Origin of the sequence: Streptomyces sp. SLBN-31, assembly GCF_006715395.1 — a bacterium.
In the GTDB taxonomy this organism is placed as follows: Bacteria; Actinomycetota; Actinomycetes; order Streptomycetales; family Streptomycetaceae; genus Streptomyces.
This window is the reverse complement of record NZ_VFNC01000002.1, coordinates 456,003-474,335: the sequence shown is the minus strand read 5'-3', so window position 1 is coordinate 474,335 and position 18,333 is coordinate 456,003. Positions and strand designations below refer to the sequence as shown.

The window sequence follows — 18,333 nt, the reverse complement described above, 5'->3', positions numbered from 1 at the left end:
ATCGCGGGTCATGTCCGCCCTCCACGGGCATCCGCCGATGACAACGTTGTACAGCCTCTTATCGGCACCCCTGCCCAGGACGTACTCTCACGCCACTCGTGTAGTTCCAACGACCCAGGAACGAGGCAGCGTTGCAGGGAAGGGGAGTTGACATGACGGCCGTATCGAAGAGGCGGCGGCTCAGATCCGTACGGCGGCGGCTCGGCGCGGTCACGGCCGCTGCGGTCGCCGCCGCGACGGCGTTGACGGGTGCGGGCCCGGCGTCGGCAGCAGGATCGCAGGCCGCTCGCATACCCACGGTCACCTCGGGGGACGCGCGGTTCGAGATCCTCTCGCCGACGTTGATCCGCACCGAGTACGCCGGGGACGGCAAGTTCACCGATGCCCAGACGTTCAACGCGATCGGCCGCGACGGCTTCACCCCGGCCGCCTACACGGCCACGACGTCCGGCGGCTGGCTGACCATCAGGACCAGTGCGCTGGCCTTGCGTTACCAGGTCGGTTCGGGCCCCTTCAACGCCCGCAACCTGTCGCTGCGCCTGGCGGCGGGCGGCGCGCCGGTGACCGCCGCCCCCTGGCAGCGGCTGACCTGCGAAGTCGGTGCGCTGTGCGAGGCGGAGAACCTTCAACTGAACGGTCTGTCCGTGGCCTCGGACCATGCCGGCCACACCGGCACCGGCTTCGCAGCGGGATTCGAGGGCACCGGCAGCTCCGCCTCTGCTGACATCGATGTCAAGACCTCCGGCGCCTACGAGTTCGCCCTGCGGTACGCCAACTCCCGTGGCGCGGACGGCCAGACCCGCACCCGCACACTCACCCTCACGGTGGACGGCGGCGCCCCGCAGACGGTGTCCCTGCCGACCACGGCCGACTGGGACACCTGGAAGTCGGCCACAGCGAGCCTCGACCTCACGGCGGGCCACCACACGATCGCGCTCACCCGTACCGTCTCCGACAGCGGTGACGTCAACGTCGACAGCGTCGCCCTGGTCCGCCCCAGTGCCCCCTACCCGCCCGTCTCCAGCACCGCGATCACCGACTGCCCCGTGGACACGAGCTGCGAGGCGGAAGCCGGACGGATCGGCGGCACCGCCGTCACCGCCATCGACCACACGGGATACGCGGGCAACGGGTTCGTCGCGGAGCTCAACAAGGGATCGAGCCTGACGACCCACTTGGCAGGCGTCCCGGCCGACGGCACGTACACCCTGCGCGTGCGCTACGCCAACGGCACCGGAAGCGACGGCCTTCACCAGACCCGTACCGCCTCCGTCTCCTCCGGCGGGGCCACCGCAACCCTGTCCCTGCCCGCGACCGCCGGCTGGGACGACTGGCAGACCACCTCCGTGCCCGTCACCCTGAAGGCCGGCGAGGACGACCTCACCCTGAACTGCCCCGAAACCGCGAGCTGTCACGTCAACCTCGACACCGTCTCCGTGACCGCACCGCAGCAACCCGCGCCCGCGCCCCACATCGCGCTCGGCGGCTACCGTCGCGGGCTGGACGGCGTGAACGGCGACGACCGCGCCCCGGTCACCACCCCCGGACTGCTGCACCGGGACGGCTGGTACCTCCTGGACGACACCCCCTCGGCGCTCTACGACACCGCGTCGAAGAAGGCCACACCCAGGCCCTCGCACGGCGGTGCCCCCTACCTGGACGGTTACGTCTTCGGCTACGGGCACGACTACAAGCAGGCACTCACCGACCTCGCCACCCTGACCGGACCGCCGCAGCTGCTCCCGCAGTGGGCGTACGGCGTGTGGTACTCGGAGTACATCGACCGCACCGCGGCGGACTACCAGAACAAGATCCTCCCGGCCTTCCGCTCCGAACACGTGCCGCTGGACGTCCTGGTGACCGACACCGACTTCAAGGCCGTGAACAACTGGAGCGGTTGGGAGATGGATCCGGGCCGCTTCCCCGACCCGAAGGGCTTCTTCGACTGGTCCGCCGGGCAGGGCCTGCACAACACCCTCAACGTGCATCCGAGCATCCTGGCGTCCGACCCCCAGTTCGCCCAGGCGCAGGCCACGGCCAAGGGCAAGCTGACCAAGGGCGGTTGCGCCGGGGCCGCCTCGGTCGAGGACAACTGCTACACCTTCGACTTCGGCGACCCCGACCAGCTCAAGGCATACCTGGACCTGCACCGGACCATGGACGACCAGGGCAACGGCTTCTGGTGGCTGGACTGGTGCTGTGATGCCTCGCAGTCCTCGCTGCAAGGCGTCACACCGGATGCCTGGATCAACCAGCAGTACGCCGACCTCACCGGCGAGACCCTCGGTCGCGGGTTCGTCCTCTCCCGCGCCTACGGTTCGCTGCAGGCCGGCGGGTACAGCGGCCAGCAGGCGCTGCCGACCGGGCCGTGGGCGGACAAGCGCAGTACCGTCCACTTCACCGGCGACACCGCCTCCACCTGGGGCACGCTGAGATTCGAGGTCGGCTACACGCCGGGGGAGTCCGCGGCGACCGGAATGGCGGCCATCACGCACGACATCGGCGGGCACAACGACACCACGGGGCTGACCGGTTCGGAGACCTACACCGACGGCGGGCAGACCCGTACCACGCGCAAACTCCCCGACGACCTGTACGCGCGTTGGGTGCAGTTCGGCACCTTCCAGCCGATCGACCGGCTGCACAGCAACCACAGCGACCGGCTGCCCTGGCAGTACGGCACCCAGGCGCGGAACTCGGCCGACAAGTTCCTCAACCTCCGCGAGAACCTGGTGCCTTACACGTACGGCCTGGCCCAGGAGGCCAACCGGACCGGCGTGCCGATCGTCCGCCCCACCTACCTGGAGTATCCGGACGAGGCGCGGGCCTACGAGACGGCCGGCAGCGAGTACTTCTACGGCTCCGACGTCCTGGTCGCCCCGGTGACGAAACCGGGCACGACCGCGACCACCACCGTCTGGTTCCCGCCCGGCCAGTGGACCGACTACTTCACCGGCAAGACCTACCAGGGCGGCACCACCCAGGATGTCACCACCGGCCTGGACACCATGCCGGTGTTCCTCAAGGCCGGCGCCGTCCTGCCGACCCGCACCCATGACGTCACCGACAACGACCGCAACCCGCTCACCGACGTCACTCTGACCGTCGCCTCCGGGGCGTCCGGCTCGTACCGCCTGTACGAGGACGACGGAACCACCGCGCGGAAGGGACACGCAGCCACGACGACCGTCCGCTACGGCCACAAGGGCCGGAACCACACCTTGACGATCTCCCCGGCGACGGGCGTCTTCCACGGCCAGGCGCAGAGCCGCCGGTGGACGGTGTCCCTGCTGGGAACGGCCCACGCACCCACCAAGGTCACCGCGTCCGGCGTCCGGCTGACCCCGCGCGACTACCACTGGAACAGCTCGACCGGCACCCTCACGATCACCCTGCCCAAGCGCTCCGTCCACAGCCCCGTCACGGTCACGGTCCGGTAGCCGACCCGGCGGTGACGACGAGATCGTCCCCGCCCCGGACCGAATGCGGCACCGGCGGGCCCGGCTCGGGCATCCCGTCGGTGCCGCGGGCGGCTCACAGGAGCCGGGCGAGCGCGGCCTCGGAGGCGCTTCCGGGGGCCGCCTGATAGGCGATGATGACCTGCTGTTCGGCACCACCGACGGTGAGGGCCTGGCGCCTTAGAGAGAGCTCACCGACGACCGGGTGGACGAAGCGCTTGAGTTCGTCGCGGGAGGGACGCGCGTCGTGCCGGGCCCACAGACGGCGGAAGTCGTCGCTCGCCTCCAGTTCGGCGACGAGTGACCGGGTCGCGGTGTCGTGCGGGTCGGCCTCGGCGCGCAGGGCCGCGGCGGTCTGCGCGGCGATCTCCGGCCAGTCCGGGAGGAGCCGGCGGATCCGCGGATCGAAGAACATGTCGAGGGCCAGGTTGTGCCCGGGCTCGTACAGGGGGGCCAGGGCGCGGGCCAGTTTGTTCGCGGCGAGTACGTCGAAGCGCCGGTTGCGCACGTAGGCGGGCGCGCCGCTCCACGCGTCCAGCAACCGGTGCACGTCCGCGGTCACTTCGGTCTCGCGGGGCCGTACCGGGCGCGGTTCGGCGAGCGCGAACAGGTGCGCGGTGGTGTCGGCGTCCAGTTCCAGTGCCCGCGCGAGCGCCCCCAGTACCTGGGGCGACGGGTGCCGGTCGACGCCCTGCTCCAGCCGCGTCAGGTACGGCTCACTGATTCCGGCCAGCCGTGCCAGCTCCTCCCGGCGCAGTCCCGGGACACGGCGGCGGCCGGTGGCGGGCAGGTCGGCGCGGGAGTTCGGGACCCGTCCCCGCCGGGCCTTGAGGAACTCACCCAGGACGTTGTCGCTCGCCATGGTCCCGAAGGGTAACCCTCCGGGGGTGCTGGCTGCCTTCCGGCGGGCCTCGCAGGGTGGAGGCATGACGAAGAAGACATGGTTCATCACCGGCGCGTCCCGCGGCCTCGGCCACATCTGGGCGCGGGCGGCCCTCGCCCGCGGTGACCGGGTCGCCGCCACGGCGCGCCGCCCCGAGTCCCTGCGGCCCCTCGTCGACGCCCACGGCGACGACGTCCTCCCCCTGACCCTCGACGTGACCGACCGTGATGCCGCCACGGCCGCCGTGCATCAGGCCGTCGATGCCTTCGGCCACCTCGACGTGGTCGTCAACAACGCCGGCTACGGCCTGTTCGGCATGGTCGAGGAGACCACCGAGGAGCAGGCCCGCGCCCAGCTCGACACCAACCTGTTCGGCCCGCTCTGGGTGACCCAGGCCGCCCTGCCCTTCCTGCGCGCCCGGCGAGGCGGTCACATCGTGCAGGTGTCCAGCCTCGGCGGGCTGGCCGCCTTCCCCGGCCTGGGGCTGTACAACGCCTCCAAGTGGGCGCTGGAAGGGATGAGTGAAGCGCTCGCCCAGGAGGTCGGCCCGCTCGGCATCCGCGTCACCATCGTCGAACCCGGCCCCTACGGCACCGACTGGTCCGGAGCCTCCGCGGTGCACGCCCGGCCCATCGCCGCCTACGAACCCGTCCGCGAGGCACGCCGGTCCGGCGCCACGGCCCGGGCGCCGCAGGATCCGCAGGCCACCGCCGATGTCATCCTCGAACTGGTCGACACCGACGAGCCGCCGCTGCGCCTGTTCCTCGGCACCTACCCGTATCCGGTCGTCGAGGCCGCCTACCGGCAGCGGCTGGAGACCTGGAACGCGTGGCGACCCCTGGCGGCCAAGGCCTGACGGGTGGGGTGTCCTTCGGCGGACGCCCCGTCGGCGCCGGTCGGCAGACGGTCCGGCCCGTACGACGTCAGGGACGGGTGCCCGTCGGTCCTGACGGCGGCCGCGTGGGAACACCGGCCGTCACCGGGTCGTATCGGATGCGGTCCGAGGGGAGTCCCAGTTCGGCCAGGCGTCGCACGGCGGCGCCGACCAGTCCCGGCGGGCCGCTGACGTACGCCATGTGGCCGCTGAAGTCGCCGTACCCGGCCAGCGCCTCGGTGACCGGGGCTCGGTGGGATCCGCCCGGCCCCTCGTCGATGACGGGCACTACCCGCAGCCAGGCGCAGTGGCTCTCCAGTCGCGCCAGGGCCGACGCGTCGTACAGATCGTCGGCGGTGCGGGCGCCGAGGAACAGGTGGGCGCGCCGGCCCGGCGGGCGCCGCGCGACCAGGTCCTCCAACAGGGCCCTGGCGGTGGCCCATCCGGTGCCGCCGGCCACGATGAGCACATCGCGCGCGAGGTCGTCGTCCAGCGTGGTCGTTCCCTTCGCAGGCCCCAGGCGCAGGGTGTCGCCGACGCCGGTGCGGGTCACCAGGGCGTCGCTCACCCCGTCGGGTCCGGTGCGCCGGATGTGGAACTCCAGTTCACCGTCCGCGCCCGGTGCGCCGGCCGGAGAGTAGGGGCGCCAGGTGTGCGGAAGGAGCGGCGTCTGCAGGGTCGCGAACTGACCGGGGCGGTACGGGTACGGCTCCGCGGTCCGCACGCGCAGGACGGCGAGGTCGGGACGGCGGCGCTGATGGTCGACGACCGTGCCGTTCCAGTACGTCGGCTCGGCCAGCGCCTCGTTCGCGCCGTCCACCATGGCCGCGGCGGCGAACCGCACCATGCGCAGCCATGCCCCCTCGACGTCCGCTCCCAGTCGGCCGTCCGACCGGTGCAGCGCCTCGACGAGGGCCTCCTCGAACAGCCCGTAGTGCACCGGCAGCACTCCGAGTTTGCGGTGGTCGCGGCCGAGCCGGGTGCAGAAGGCGGCCACGTCCTCGGGTCGGTGCAGATTCTCGATCAGATACCAGAACGCCCGCTCCAGGTGGACCCGTTGGAACTCCATCGAGTCCGGGAACAGCTTCCGCAGGTAGGGGTGGCGTTCGAACATGGCCTGGTAGAGGTGGTCGATGAGGTGGCCGAACGGGGTGACCTGCGCCAGGTTCCGCATGATCACCTCCTGGTCCGCGGCCCCGTCGTAGGCGTCGTTGCCGGGGGAGTCGGCGAAGAACGCGGGACCTGGGGGTGTGGCCTTTCCCGGGTGTCGCGCGGGGGCCAGCAGGCGATCGCGCAGGCGCATGGCCTCCCGGCGGGCGAGCAGGGCGTGGTAGTTGTCGTTCACCCGCAGGCCCCCCTCGTACAGGCGCCGCACGACCTGCCGTCGGCGCAGCCGCCGACCCCGGGCGCAGGCGCCGCCGATCGCGCCCTGCGAGCGTAGTACCAGGCCATGTTCGACGTCAGGCCGGCGAGCAGCAGCCAGATCACGCCCAGCCAGGATCCCCGGGCGAAGGACATCACCGCGGCGCCCGAGGCCAGGACGCAGACGATGGGAGCGAGAACGGCTGGGCGGACCATCGGCATTGCTTCCTGTCGTTCCTGTCGGTTTCCGCGAAGCGCGTGCGCCGCCGCCGGACCGTCGGGACCGGCCTCACCGTCGCGGTGAGGCCGGAGCGCACGTGCGCATCACATCACCGAAGATCGCCCCTGGGGCACAGCCGATGGACCCCACGATGCGGACGAAGGACCCCTTTCGGTGGCGGCCCTTCGCCTCTGTCCCAGACACACGCTTTGTGCTTACGAGGTCGCTTCCTCGGCTTCCTTCGCATCCTTGGATTCCGCGGGTGCGTGGAAGCAGGCGATGACCGACTTGCCGTGACGGCAGGACCTGGCCTCCCATTCGTCGGCCAGGGCGTCCACGAGGAACATGCCCCGTCCGCCGACGCGCTCGGTGCTGGCGTCGCGGGGGACCGGCGGCTCGCTGGACGCGTCGTGAACGCTGATGTGCAGACACTGCTCGTCCCAGGTCATCACCAACTGGGCGTTGCTGTGGGCGTGGACGTGCGCGTTGGTGACCAGCTCGGAGACGGTGAGCAGTACGGCGTCCACCGTCTGGGGCGCGGTGGTGGTCCACCCGAGCGCCTTCAGATGGTCGCGGGCCCAGTCCCGGGCCGCCCTGACTTCACTGTGCATCGGCAGCGAGCGGGCCCAGCCGACCGCTCGCAGCGATGAACCCTCCTGTGTTGCCTTCCGTGGTTTCCCGATGTGTGCTTCAGGCATGTCCCGTCCTGGGTGAGTGCGCGGCATCCCGGTGGCGTTCCGTGGCATCGCACGAGCGGGCCGCGTACAGCCCGCTCGTGTGATGTGGGGTGACAGCCGGGGCTGTGCAGTGGTGGGCGCTCGGCGGTCAACGGTGGCCACGGAGCTTGCCCAGCAGGCGCTGGGCCTGGGCCCGCCGCCGCGGATCGGCCGCGGCCCGCCGCGCCTGCTCGGCAGCGCGCCGACCCTGGGGGCCCCTGGCGAACTGCTTGATGCGCTCCATCATGCCTGGCATGACGCTCCTTCCCTGCGGGGGTTTTGTCCTTCGCTGTCGCTTCGGTTACCCCCGACGGCTCGGCTCAGCCCTGTCTTCCCTGGAGCGGGGTGACCGCCGACCCGTTGTCAGTGCGCGGTGGCACGATCTCCGTCACGACGGTGATCGATGAGATTTCGGTGTGGGAGTTGGCGCGAGAACACGGCGTAACGGAGCCGATGGCAGGGGAGTTGACGCGACGGCTGCGCCCGTGTGTGGGCCGGTACGACCTGCCGGAGTACGACCAGCAGTGCTGATCGGGGGCTTACGGACCGGCTCTTCCGAATCCGTCGCCGTACCCTTGCGCCATGCGCATGCGCCCCACCCTGACCTGGACCCCCACCGAGGATCCGCCGCCGAGCACGACGGATCTGCGGCCGGTCGCCGACGCGCTCGAGGCCGGCGGTGTGCTCGTGCTCAGTGGTGCGGGCATCTCCACGGAGTCGGGCATCCCCGACTACCGCGGTGAGGGCGGGAGCCTGAGCCGGCACACGCCGATGCTCTACCAGGACTTCACGGGCAGCGCCCAGGCCCGGCGCCGGTACTGGGCGCGCAGTCACCTCGGCTGGCGGGCCTTCGGGCGTGCCCGTCCCAACGCGGGGCACCGGGCGGTGGCCGCGTTCGGGCGGCACGGGCTGCTCTCGGGCACGATCACCCAGAACGTGGACGGGTTGCACCAGGCCGCCGGCAGTGAAGGTGTCGTGGAGCTCCACGGAAGTCTCGACCGGGTGGTGTGCCTGGGGTGCGGTGCCTCCAGCCCGCGCCGCGAACTGGCCCGGCGGCTGGGGGAGGCCAATCCGGACTTCGCGCCGGTGGCCGCGGGGATCAACCCGGACGGGGACGCCGATCTCGGCGACGACCAGGTCGGAGACTTCCGGGTGGTCCCCTGTGCGGACTGCGGCGGCATCCTCAAGCCCGACGTGGTGTTCTTCGGCGAGGCCGTGTCGCCCCGGCGGGTCGAGCACTGCCGTGAGCTGGTCCGCGCCGCCGAATCGGTGATCGTCCTGGGCTCCTCGCTCACGGTGATGTCCGGGCTGCGGTTCGTCCGTCAGGCCGCGCAGTCCGGGAAGCGGGTGCTGATCATCAACCGCGACGCGACCCGCGGCGACCGGCACGCCGTCACCCGAGTCGACCTTCCGCTGGGAGCGGCACTCACCACGTTGGCCGACCGGTTGGGCATCTCCCTCGAGGACGAAACGACACCTGTGGCCTGAGCCGGTGCGGTGTCTGGCATTACGCGCCCAGTGCCGCCGGCCACGGATGTCCGGGATGCATGCGCGACAGCCATTCCCCGAGCATGTCCCGACGCGTCCGGCTCAGCAGTGGCAGGACACCGTCGAAGTCGGCGTGGTCCTTGGGCCGCGGCTCCTTCGCCTTGAACAGCAGCACCAGTTCCGGCACCAGGTAGGGGATGCCGTCCGCCGTCCGCTCGATGACGACGTCGTACGGCAGCCGCAGGCTCTCGTCCCGGCGACAGATCCACGTTGCGCCCTCGTGCGGCTCACGGAAGACGTCGAGGAGGAACTGACCGCTCGCCGGATCCCGCAGCCATGTCTGGTGGGTGGCCGCGAGCGTCTCGGCTCCGGCCGCTGCCCAGATCCGCCCCCGGCCCACCGCATCGAACGCGTACTCGGGGAAGCGGGCGCGGACCTCGGCGAACCCTGCCGCCGGCACCGCGATCTCCAGATCGCCGTGCGGCCGCGACTGCTTCCCTCGGAACAGGTCCAGCGCCCACCCCGCCGCGATGCACCAGGGCGCGCCCACCCCGGCCGGCCGCTCCGCGATCTGTTCCGGCCTCCAGGCGTCGGCCCACCGGGCATCCAGTTCGCCTGCATCGACGACGACGACGCCGCCAGGCAGCGAGGGTTCGGTCATCGGGACAACGTACTGCCGGGACCCCCAAGTGCGATGGCGAGGCCGATCCAGCCGTAGCGGAGGTGGTGCGCTTCGGGGTCCGTTTGAGGGGAGCGGAATCCCGGCATAAGCCACAAAAAGCACGAAATTCGACGTAGTGGCGACCGGTACGGAGGCAAGCGGTGGACCTGGAGAGTGTCGCGGACGAGTTGTACGGGCTGCGGCCGCAGGACTTCACCGCCGCGCGGGACGCCCGTGCGGCCGAGGCCCGCCGCGCCGGCGACCGCGCGCTCGCCGGAAAGATCGGCAAACTGCGTCGGCCCAGCCTGGCGGCCTGGGCGAGCAATCTCCTCGTCCGTGAGCGGTCCGAGGAGATCGAACCGCTGCTGCGCATCGGCGAAGGTCTGCGGCAGGCTCACCACGACCTGGACGGCGCGCAGCTGCGCGAGCTGAGCAGGCAGCAGCACCTTGTCATCAACGCCTTGGCACGCCAGGCCCGCCAACTGACGGCCCAGGCCGGACACCCGGTCGGCGAGGACGTCCAGCGGGAGGTCGAAGGCATCCTCCACGCCGTACTCGCCGACCCCGAGGTCGCGCGGGAGTGGGCCGCCGGACACCTGGTCAAGGCATTCGACCAGACCGTCGGCTTCCCGGCGGCAGCCGACGGCGCCCGTCCACGCCCCGCCCAGGCTGCACGCCCCACCAAGGCTGCACGCGCACGCAAGGAGACCCCGCCCGCCCCAAGCCGTCAGCAGAAGGCCGATGAAGAGCGGCGCCGGCGGCTCGAACAGGCTCGGCGGGACGCGGACGAGGCCGGGCGCGTCCTCGACGCTCGGCGCGAGGAGGCCGCTGCCGCCGACCGGCAGGCCGCAGACGCGCAGACCGCGGTGCAGACCGTCGAACAGCGCATCGGCGAGCTCACCGAGGAACTCGCGAGCCTCGAAGAGCGGCGGCGTCAGGCCGAGAGGACCGCCCGAGAGGCACGCGAGCAGGCCCTCGACGCCGACCGGCTTCTGCGCGAGGCGCGGCGTCGGGCCGAAACCACCGCGGCCCAGGTCACCCGCCTGGGCACCCGAGCAGGCGGGCGGCGCGCGACGAGCGGGAAGTGAGACGCCGGTACTTCGCCACGTCAGCCGAGATCTGCTCCGGCTGCGATCTCGCCCGAACCCCGCTCGATCAGCCGGGTCGGCACGGTCACGGTGCTGGTGGGTGACTCGTCGCCGTCGAGTCGGCGGAAGAGCATCTCGGCGGCCGTCCGGCCCAGTTTCTCGATGTCCTGCGCGATGACCGAGATCCCCGGACTGAGGATGTCGGCCAGGGGGAAGTCGTCGAAGCCCACGTGGGCGACGGTTTCCTGCAGGCCCAGGGCGCGCAGTGCCCGGACGGCGCCGATGGTGACGAAGTTCTGGCTGGTGAACAGTGCCGTGGGCGGGTCGGGCAGCGCCAGTAGCTCCTTGACGGCGGTGATGGCGGCGCTCTCGCTGGAGCCGACGTGCCGCACGATCCCGGCGTCGTAGTCGATGTGCGCCAGTTCCAGCGCGTGCCGGTAGCCGTCGAAGCGCTGGGCGGCGGTGGAGATGGTCACCTGGTCGCCGAGGTAGGCGATGCGGCGGTGGCCGGACTTCAGCAGGTGCTCGATCGCGGTGACGGCGCCCTGCCGGTTGTCGGAGACGACGGCGTCCGCGTCGAGCAGGCTGGGCTCGCGGTCGACGAAGACCACGCAGGTGCCCGAACGCTGCTCGCTGATCAGGTAACTGTGGTCGCGGCCGGCCGGGACGATCACGAGGCCGTCGACCCGGCGGTCGATGAGTGCCTGGGCCAGCTCCCGTTCCCGGGCCGGATCCTCGTCCAGGCTGCCCACCAGCACCAGGCTTCCGCGCTCGCGGGCCACGTTCTCGACGGTGCGGGTCAGCGCGGCCGAGAAGGGGTTGGCGGCGTCCTCGACGAGCATGCCGACCGTGGCCGTACGGCCGTCCCCGCGGCGCAGGCTGCTGGCGGTGAGGTTGGGCCGGTAGCCCAGTTTGTCGGCCGCTTCGCGCACCCGGGCGGCGATGGCCGGATCGACGGTGGGGACCCCGTTGACCACGCGCGAGACCGTCTTGATGGCCACGCCGGCCAGAGCCGCCACCTCACGCATGGTGGGGCGGCTGCGGGGGGCCCGTGGCGGCGGCTCGCCCTGAGTCATCGTTGTCTCCAACCGGTTGCGCGTTACCCACTCGTTGCGGACGCATGTCTACCAGTGCCTTGACGGACTCGTCCATACGGGCCCAGTATCCCGGTCAGTCAACGTTGTCTCAGCGTGGACCACGGGACGGCTCCGAAAGGGATCAAGCCATGAACATCTCCTCCAGCCAGGCGGCGAGCCGCCGCAGTCGGCGCACCCGGGCGGCAGCGATCGGGGTCACCGTGTGCCTCGGTGCCACCCTCGCGGCCTGCGGTTCCTCCGACTCCGGCTCCTCTTCGTCCGGTTCGGGCGGCGGCGGGAAGGTGGGTGTCTCGCTGATTCTGAAGACGCTCACCAACCCGTACTTCGTGAGCATGGAGAAGGACGCCAAGGCCCAGGCCGCCAAGGACAACGTGAGCCTCACGGTCGCGGCCGGCAACTCCGACGGCGACACCCAGACGCAGATCACGGCGATCGACAACGCCGTCTCGCGCGGCGACAAGGGCATCCTGATCACCACCAACGGCGACGCCGTCAACGCCGCCCTGAAGCGCGCCAAGCAGGCCGGTCTGTTCGTGATAGCCCTGGACACCGCGCCCAACCCGCCGAGCGTCGCGGACATCACCTACGCCACGGACAACGAGCAGGCCGGCAAGCTCGACGGCCAGTACGCGGCGGCGGCCCTGAACGGCAAGCCAGCGGTCATCGCGATGCTCGACCTGTTCAACAACCAGGTCGTCTCCGTGGACATCCAGCGCGACCACGGCTTCCTGGAGGGCATGGGCATCGACCCGGGCAGCAAGACGGAGAACGGCAAGGAAGCCAAGTCCGGCAAGTACACCGGCGGCAAGGGCGGCACGTACAAGATCGCCTGCCACCAGCCCACCCAGGGCGCCATCGACGGCGGACGCACCGCCATGGAGAACTGCCTCTCCTCCAACCCGGACATCAACGTCGTCTACGCGATCAACGAGCCCGCGGGCGAAGGCGCGTACAACGCCCTGAAGGCGGGGGGCAAGGAGAAGAACGTCGCGATCTACGCGATCGACGGCAGCTGCTCCGGCCTGAAGAACGTCACCAGCGGCAAGTTCGCCGCCGACGCCGTGCAGTACCCGGGCAAGATGGCCGCCCTCGGCGTCACTTCCATCGCGAAGCTGGCCCGCGGCGGCAGCAAGCCCAGCGTCACCAACGGCAAGACGTTCTACGACACCGGCACCGCGCTGGCCGCCGCCAAGTCCGTCGGCGGTCTGAAGGTCCAGTCCCCGTCGCAGGCCGCGTCCGCCTGCTGGGGCAACTGACCCCGTCCGTGCCGGGCGCGCCGCCGGTCCCCGACCCCGGCGGCGCGCCCGCGCCACACGTGCCCATGAGTTCGTACGAAGGCCCGCACGCGGAAAGATTCCGGAAGGACCCCCTGTGACCACCCACGTGGACAGTCAAGCCACACCGGCACCGGCGGAGGAGTTCCTCAACCGGCCCGCCACCCCGGCCCAGCGCATCCACTCCGTGCTGCACCGGCAGCCCGCTCTCAGCCCGGCGATCGTCCTGGTGCTCGCCGCGATCGTCTTCTCCCTGGTCAACGAGCGCTTCTACGCGCTGCAGAACCTGTCGCTGGTCGCCCAGCAGGTGGCCGTCATCGGTTCGCTCGCCGTCGGCCAGACCGTCATCATCCTGACCGCCGGCATCGACCTGTCCATCGGCGCCGTCATGGTGCTCGCCTCGCTGCTGATGTCGAAGCTCGTCGCCGACAACCACCTTCCCGGTGTGGTGGCCCTGCTCGCCGGAGCGGCCGTGGCCGTCGCCGCCCAGGCGGTCAACGGACTGCTCGTCACCAAGATCAAGCTGCCGCCGTTCATCGTCACCCTCGGCACCCTGAGCGTCTTCACCGCCATCACGCTCATCTACGCCAAGGGCCAGACCGTCTCCCTGCAGCCGGGCAACATCCTGATGTGGAGCGGCGAGACGATCTCCCTGGGGCAGTTGAACCTGACCTACGGCGTCCTGCTCATGATCGCCCTGTACGTGGTGATCGGCTACGCGCTGCGCTACACCGCCTGGGGCCGGCACCTGTACGCCGTGGGCGACGACCTCGAGGCCGCCCGCCTGGCCGGCATCTCCGTCAACCGGGTCCTGCTGAGCGCCTACGTCGTCGGCGGTTTCGCCATCGCCGTCGGTGCCTGGATCCTCGTCGGCCGGGTCGGCGGCGGTGACCCCAACAGCGGCCTCAACGCCAACCTGCAGTCCATCACCGCCGTCGTCATCGGCGGCACCAGCCTGTTCGGCGGGCGCGGAGTGGTGGTCGGCTCGCTGATCGGCGCGCTCATCGTCCAGGTCTTCGTCAACGGCCTCGCGCTGGCCGGCATCGACCCCAACTACCAAGTCCTCGCAGTCGGCGTCCTGGTGATCGCGGCTGTCTCCGTCGACCAGTGGATCCGGAGCGTGAAGTCGTGACGACCACCACCGCCCCCGTGCTCGAGGCCAAGGGCCTGGTCAAGGTCTTCGGCAGGGTCGTCGGCCTCAACGATGTCGACCTCACCCTTTATCCCGGCGAGGTCCTCGCCGTCATCGGCGACAACGGCGCCGGCAAGTCGACCCTGATCAAGTGTCTGTCCGGAGCCCTGGTCCCGGACCGGGGCAGCATCCTCGTCGACGGCAAGGAGGTCGCGTTCAAGCGGCCCCAGGACGCCCGCGAGGCCGGCATCGAGACCGTGTACCAGACCCTGGCGGTCGCCCCGGCCCTGGACATCGCGAGCAACCTGTTCCTGGCCCGCGAGATCCGCCGCAAGGGCGTGCTCGGCTCGGTGTTCCGCATGCTCGACACCGGCGAGATGAAGAAGCAGGCGGCCGACCACATCAAACGGCTGGGCATCAGCACCCTGCAGAACATCAACCAGGCCGTCGAGACCCTGTCCGGAGGGCAGCGCCAGTCCGTCGCGGTCGCCCGCGCGGGCGCTTTCGGCGGCCGGGTCGTCATCCTCGACGAACCCACCGCCGCCCTGGGCGTGCGCGAGACGGGCCAGGTGCTCAAGCTCGTCCGCGACCTGCGCGACCAGGGCCTCGGCGTCATCCTGATCAGCCACAACATGCCCAACGTCTTCGACGTCGCCGACCGCATCCACATCCAGCGCCTCGGCGGCTGCGCCGGGGTCATCACTCCGCAGTCGCACTCCATGGAAGACGCGGTGGCCATCATGACCGGCGCGAAGAAGCTCGTTCCGGAAGCCGGCTGAGGCAGAGGAGCACGACCTCGTGAAGAAGACCCTGTACGCCGAGTTCACCGCCCGCGAGGGGGCGGAGGCCGACGTCGCCCTCCTGCTGCGGGACTACGCCGCGAAAGTGCGCGAGGAGGAGGGCAACCTCGCCTTCGACAGCTACACCCGAGCCGGTGACCCGCGCGCCTTCTGGATCTTCGAGGTGTACCGGGACGAGGACGCCTTCCAGGCGCATCTGAAGGCTCCCTACGGCGCCCCGTTCAACGCCGCCCTCGCCCCGCTGATCGAGGAGGACGCCTCCGTGCTGACGTTCCTCAACCGGCTGGACTGACGCGTCCCGCCTCGACCGCATTCGCCAGGGCCCTTCCGGCGCTCCTCCCCACCCACCGGACAGGGCCCTGGTCCATGTCCCCCGCCGGCGATCGCCCCTGCCTCATCCCGCCGGCATCGTGCGGCCGGCATCCCTACCGAGCCCTGCCGCCAGCAGTGCCGCGCCGAGGTCCGCCACCGTGTGGGGGTCGGAAAGCGAACGGCCGGTGAGTTCCTCGACGCGGCGCAGGCGGTAGCGGACGGTGTTGGGGTGGACGTAGAGCCGCTGTGCCGCGGTCGCGGCCGATCCGCCGGCCGCGAACCAGCTTTCCAGTGTCTCCAGCAGACGCGTGCGTTCGAGGCCGGGGAGGTCCAGTACGGGTTTCAGGACCCTGCTCATCAGGTGAGCCGCCTCGGCGGGAGCCGCGGCGACCAGCATGGCGAGGGGGTTGTCGTCGAAGCGGGCCACCCCGGGTCCGTCGCCCGGCAGGCCGGCGAGAGCCAGCCGGGCGAAGCGCAGGGCCTGCGGTGTCTCGCGCAGCGAGGAGAAGCCGGGGCTGACCCCCACCCGGGCGCCGGCGCGGCGCAGGATGCGCAGGCCGGTCGGCTCCGCGTCCGGTGTGCCGAGGGCGATGACACCGATCTGCTGGTCGGGCAGCAGCCGCCAGGCCGAGGGCAGGTGGGCCTGACGCAGCGAGGTCTCCACACCCGGCAGGGGCTCCTCGCCGGGGGACTCGGCCGCCGCCGCGACGACCGCGTAGGGTCCTCGCTCCGGCAGGCCCAGTTCACGGGCCGCGTCCCACAGCGTGATGCGGTCGCCGATCACGCCGCTGAACAGCGCCTCCACCAGTGCCGAGCGGCGGGCGCCGCGCTGCACGGCCAGTTCGGCGGTGGTCTCCCGGTGCGAGGCCGCCACCGCCTGGGCGTAGAGGCCGAACAGCTGCCAGATCTGCGCCGAGCGGTCCACGAGCTGGGCGTCGGGAACCGCGGAGTGGGCGCGCGCCTCGGAAAGGATCTCCGACCACAGGAACTCGAAGCCGATCCGGTACGCGTGCAGGACGTCCGCCAGCGGCATGCCCTGTTCCGCACGGATCCGGCCGGTCTCCCGGGCGGGCTCGGCATCGGGCGCGCCCGTACGGCGCAGCTGGCTGAGCACCAGATCGGCGTTGTCGGTGCAGGACCGGCACAGCGAGTCGAACGGGATGAGCGACTCGTTCCGGTAGGCGGGGACGTTCGACCGAATGCGGTCCGCAACCCGCTCACCCAGCCCGGGAAGCTGGTCCTGGATCGCCGCGATCACCTCCGAGAGTTCCATCACCGCAGCTTAACGCCCCCTTTTTGTTCCCGGGAACAGATGGAGGCGGGCAATGGTGTCACCGCGTCCATAGCTGGCGACGTGCGCTCTGAGCACCATGGCGTTCGCGTGTACGACGGATCTCGACGGTGAGTTCATGGAGGCGGGCGTGGCCAATTTGTCGGAGTTCCTGGTGGAGACCGCGGCTGCGCGGCCCGACCGTCCGGCGCTGCGGCTGGGGGACCACACCACCTCCTACGCGGAGCTGGACGCCGGTAGCGCCCGCGCGGCCGCGCTGCTGCGGGCCGAGGGCGTGCGCCCCGGCGACCGGATCGCCCTGATGCTGCCGAACGTCCCCGAGTTCGTCGTCCTGTATTACGGCGCCCTGCGCGCCGGGGCGATCGTCGTACCGCTGAATCCGCTGCTGAAGGAGCGGGAGACCGCCTACCACCTCACCGATTCCGGCGCTGTGCTGTTGTTCGAGTGGCACCAGGCGCCCGGCGAGGGCACCCAGGGGGCCGCCGCGGCCGGGGTGCGACGTGTGGCGGTGGAGCCCGCGTCCTTCGCCGCGCTGCTGGCCGAGCACGCGCCGTCCACCGAGGTGGCCCGCACCGCCGACGACGACGTGGCCGTCCTGCTGTACACCTCCGGCACCACCGGCAAGCCCAAGGGCGCCGCGCTCACCCACGGCGGGCTGCGGCACAACACTGAGGTCATGAAGGTGCACGTCACGCGGATGACGCCGGACGACGTGGTGGTGGGCTGTCTGCCGCTGTTCCACATCTTCGGCCAGATCTGCACGATGAGCGTGGCCGTGCGCAGCGGTGCCTCGCTCACCCTCGTCCCGCGCTTCGACCCGCAGACCGTGCTGGATGCCATCGCGGGCGACCGGGCGACCGTCTTCGGGGGCGTGCCGACGATGTACGCGGCCCTGCTGCAGCATCCGACCGACACGGACGTGACCAGCCTGCGGATGTGCGTCTCCGGCGGCGCGTCCCTGCCGGTCGAGGTGCTGCACGGCTTCGAGAAGCGCTTCGGCTGCGCGGTGCTGGAGGGCTTCGGCATGTCCGAGACCAGTCCGGTGGTGACGTTCAACCACCTCGACCGGCCCCGCAAGGCCGGCTCCATCGGCACCCCCATCCAGGATGTCGAGGTCCGGCTGCTGGACGACAAGGGCCGGGACGCGGGCGCGGGGGAGATCGGTGAGCTGGCCGTGCGCGGCCCGAACGTGATGAAGGGCTACTGGAACCGTCCCGAGGAGACCGCGGCCGCCATCCCCGACGGCTGGCTGCGCACCGGTGACCTGGCCCGGCGGGACGAGGACGGCTACTTCTACATCGTCGACCGCAAGAAGGACATGATCATCCGCGGTGGCTACAACGTCTACCCGCGCGAGATCGAGGAGGTGCTGCACGAGCACCCGGCCGTCGCCCTCGCCGCCGTGGTGGGCGTACCGCACCAGCAGCTCGGCGAGGAGGTCGCGGCCGCCGTGGTCCTGCGCCCGAACGCCCGGGCCACGGCCGATGAGTTGCGCCAGTACGTCAAGGACCGGGTCGCGGCCTACAAGTACCCCCGTGTGGTGCGCCTGATGGACGCGCTGCCCATGGGGCCGAGCGGCAAGATCCTGAAGAGGGAGATCAGCGCCCGGGAGGCGGGCCAGCGGCTCGCCACCAGCGGGGTCGGCGAGGGCGGCGGCCGCTGACCCCCGGGAGCTGC

At 71.2% G+C, this 18,333-nt stretch carries 17 protein-coding genes; 9 read left to right on the top strand and 8 right to left on the bottom strand.

The features are described from left to right. The first annotated feature begins 152 nt into the window (after nt 1–152). On the top strand, nt 153–3,440 hold the full coding sequence (locus tag FBY22_RS22080; RefSeq protein ID WP_142148530.1) for a TIM-barrel domain-containing protein: 3,288 nt from the start codon (nt 153–155) through the stop codon (nt 3,438–3,440). A gap of 94 nt (nt 3,441–3,534) precedes the next feature. Here FBY22_RS22080 and FBY22_RS22075 read toward each other — a convergent pair whose 3' ends face one another. Next, the gene (locus tag FBY22_RS22075) at nt 3,535–4,320 is read right to left on the bottom strand and encodes a helix-turn-helix domain-containing protein (RefSeq protein ID WP_142148528.1); all 786 of its coding nucleotides are present in this window, start codon (nt 4,318–4,320) and stop codon (nt 3,535–3,537) included. A gap of 64 nt (nt 4,321–4,384) precedes the next feature. Here FBY22_RS22075 and FBY22_RS22070 point away from each other — a divergent pair, with 64 nt between their 5' ends. After that, nucleotides 4,385–5,197, top strand: a complete 813-nt coding sequence (locus tag FBY22_RS22070; RefSeq protein WP_142148526.1) for an SDR family NAD(P)-dependent oxidoreductase — start codon at nt 4,385–4,387, stop codon at nt 5,195–5,197. A gap of 67 nt (nt 5,198–5,264) precedes the next feature. Here FBY22_RS22070 and FBY22_RS22065 read toward each other — a convergent pair whose 3' ends face one another. The 4 genes from FBY22_RS22065 to FBY22_RS44265 all read right to left on the bottom strand — a co-directional run bounded on the left by FBY22_RS22065 (nt 5,265) and on the right by FBY22_RS44265 (nt 7,769). Next, the gene (locus FBY22_RS22065; RefSeq protein ID WP_260845063.1) at nt 5,265–6,560 is read right to left on the bottom strand and encodes a globin domain-containing protein; all 1,296 of its coding nucleotides are present in this window, start codon (nt 6,558–6,560) and stop codon (nt 5,265–5,267) included. Next, nucleotides 6,557–6,793 (bottom strand): hypothetical protein, encoded by a 237-nt coding sequence (locus FBY22_RS22060; RefSeq protein ID WP_142148525.1) that lies wholly within the window; start codon nt 6,791–6,793, stop codon nt 6,557–6,559. Before FBY22_RS22060 ends, FBY22_RS22065 begins: the two co-directional genes overlap by 4 nt. Nucleotides 6,794–7,012: 219 nt before the next feature. Then, entirely contained in the window at nt 7,013–7,408 is a 396-nt protein-coding gene (locus FBY22_RS22055) for an ATP-binding protein (protein WP_142148523.1), read from the bottom strand. 214 nt (nt 7,409–7,622) lie between these two features. Beyond that, a complete protein-coding gene (locus FBY22_RS44265; RefSeq protein WP_174267237.1) occupies nt 7,623–7,769 on the bottom strand; it encodes a hypothetical protein in 147 nt (48 codons plus the stop codon). Nucleotides 7,770–8,095: 326 nt separating this feature from the next. Between FBY22_RS44265 and FBY22_RS22050 the strand changes: the two genes are divergently transcribed. After that, complete coding sequence (locus FBY22_RS22050) at nt 8,096–9,001, top strand: NAD-dependent protein deacetylase (RefSeq protein WP_142148521.1); 906 nt, start codon at nt 8,096–8,098, stop codon at nt 8,999–9,001. 19 nt (nt 9,002–9,020) lie between these two features. Here FBY22_RS22050 and FBY22_RS22045 read toward each other — a convergent pair whose 3' ends face one another. Beyond that, a complete protein-coding gene (locus tag FBY22_RS22045; RefSeq protein WP_142148519.1) occupies nt 9,021–9,662 on the bottom strand; it encodes a nucleotidyltransferase domain-containing protein in 642 nt (213 codons plus the stop codon). A 161-nt stretch (nt 9,663–9,823) separates the two neighbouring features. On the opposite strand from FBY22_RS22045, the gene FBY22_RS22040 reads away from it, so the two are divergent. Further along, the gene (locus FBY22_RS22040) at nt 9,824–10,750 is read left to right on the top strand and encodes a hypothetical protein (protein ID WP_142148517.1); all 927 of its coding nucleotides are present in this window, start codon (nt 9,824–9,826) and stop codon (nt 10,748–10,750) included. Nucleotides 10,751–10,770: 20 nt separating this feature from the next. Here FBY22_RS22040 and FBY22_RS22035 read toward each other — a convergent pair whose 3' ends face one another. Beyond that, nucleotides 10,771–11,826 carry a LacI family DNA-binding transcriptional regulator gene (locus FBY22_RS22035; RefSeq protein WP_142148501.1) on the bottom strand — a complete coding sequence of 352 codons (1,056 nt, stop codon included), beginning with the start codon at nt 11,824–11,826 and terminating at the stop codon, nt 10,771–10,773. 149 nt (nt 11,827–11,975) lie between these two features. Between FBY22_RS22035 and FBY22_RS22030 the strand changes: the two genes are divergently transcribed. The 4 genes from FBY22_RS22030 (at nt 11,976) to FBY22_RS22015 (ending at nt 15,345) form a co-directional block, all read left to right on the top strand. Then, nucleotides 11,976–13,103 carry a substrate-binding domain-containing protein gene (locus tag FBY22_RS22030; protein ID WP_142148499.1) on the top strand — a complete coding sequence of 376 codons (1,128 nt, stop codon included), beginning with the start codon at nt 11,976–11,978 and terminating at the stop codon, nt 13,101–13,103. Between the two features lie 115 nt (nt 13,104–13,218). Next, on the top strand, nt 13,219–14,253 hold the full coding sequence (locus FBY22_RS22025; protein ID WP_142148497.1) for an ABC transporter permease: 1,035 nt from the start codon (nt 13,219–13,221) through the stop codon (nt 14,251–14,253). Next, nucleotides 14,250–15,032 carry an ATP-binding cassette domain-containing protein gene (locus FBY22_RS22020; protein WP_142148495.1) on the top strand — a complete coding sequence of 261 codons (783 nt, stop codon included), beginning with the start codon at nt 14,250–14,252 and terminating at the stop codon, nt 15,030–15,032. Before FBY22_RS22025 ends, FBY22_RS22020 begins: the two co-directional genes overlap by 4 nt. Nucleotides 15,033–15,051: 19 nt before the next feature. After that, nucleotides 15,052–15,345, top strand: a complete 294-nt coding sequence (locus FBY22_RS22015) for a putative quinol monooxygenase (RefSeq protein WP_142148493.1) — start codon at nt 15,052–15,054, stop codon at nt 15,343–15,345. A gap of 102 nt (nt 15,346–15,447) precedes the next feature. Here the strand turns inward: FBY22_RS22015 and FBY22_RS22010 are convergent, their stop codons facing one another. Then, the gene (locus FBY22_RS22010; protein WP_174267236.1) at nt 15,448–16,638 is read right to left on the bottom strand and encodes a CdaR family transcriptional regulator; all 1,191 of its coding nucleotides are present in this window, start codon (nt 16,636–16,638) and stop codon (nt 15,448–15,450) included. 148 nt (nt 16,639–16,786) lie between these two features. Between FBY22_RS22010 and FBY22_RS22005 the strand changes: the two genes are divergently transcribed. Next, complete coding sequence (locus FBY22_RS22005) at nt 16,787–18,319, top strand: long-chain fatty acid--CoA ligase (RefSeq protein WP_142152448.1); 1,533 nt, start codon at nt 16,787–16,789, stop codon at nt 18,317–18,319. Nucleotides 18,320–18,333: the final 14 nt, after the last annotated feature.